Origin of the sequence: Paenibacillus validus NBRC 15382 (genome assembly GCF_004000985.1) — a bacterium.
Taxonomy (GTDB): domain Bacteria; phylum Bacillota; class Bacilli; order Paenibacillales; family NBRC-103111; genus Paenibacillus_G; species Paenibacillus_G validus.
This window is the reverse complement of the sequence record NZ_BIMH01000131.1, coordinates 1-662: the sequence shown is the minus strand read 5'-3', so window position 1 is coordinate 662 and position 662 is coordinate 1. Positions and strand designations below refer to the sequence as shown.

The following is a 662-nucleotide window of genomic DNA, read 5'->3' as shown; positions in this document are numbered from 1 at the left end:
AAGGAATCAGCCTTGTCCCACAAGGAAGGCAAATTTTTTCCAGCTTATCTGTCCGTAAAAATCTTGTATTAGGTATGTATCATAACTATCAAAAAACGAAAAAAAACTTAATGAAATCAAAAATAGATAAAATGCTAGAAATTTTCCCCTCTCTTAAAAAACATCTTAATAATATGGGGGGAAACTTAAGTGGTGGGGAACAACAGATGCTTGCTATTGCAAGAGGATTGATGTCGGATCCAAAGATTATTTTGTTAGATGAACCCTCGATAGGCCTTGCACCAATAATTGTTCGTGAAATACTTGAAATTCTACAAAGTGTGAGAGATGAATTTGGAATGACCGTTATTCTCGTTGAACAAAATGTGAAGGCCGCTCTCAAAATAAGCGACCGTGCATATATAATGGATAAAGGCAAATTTGTATTAAGTGGTCATTCATACGAGTTAATAAATAATCCTATGATTCAATCTACCTATCTGGGTCTCAAAACATAGCATAAGAGAGGTGCACGAAATGGTTGATGCAATACGATTGGCTATTAGCAAGGATTAATTGAACTATCTTGAAAATAACTTATAACGTAAGTTCAAAAAAGACAACACGAAACTAGGCGCAGCTTAAACGGTTTTTAATGGTTTATAAAAAGCGTATTGCGCTTA

Annotated in this window: 1 protein-coding gene; it reads left to right on the top strand. The window is 34.6% G+C overall.

All coding sequences use genetic code 11. The annotated features are described in order from the left end of the window. Nucleotides 1-497 (top strand): ABC transporter ATP-binding protein (locus tag PVA01S_RS26375; protein ID WP_127610838.1); only part of this gene is annotated, 497 nt, incomplete at its 5' end. Nucleotides 498-662 lie beyond the last annotated feature (165 nt).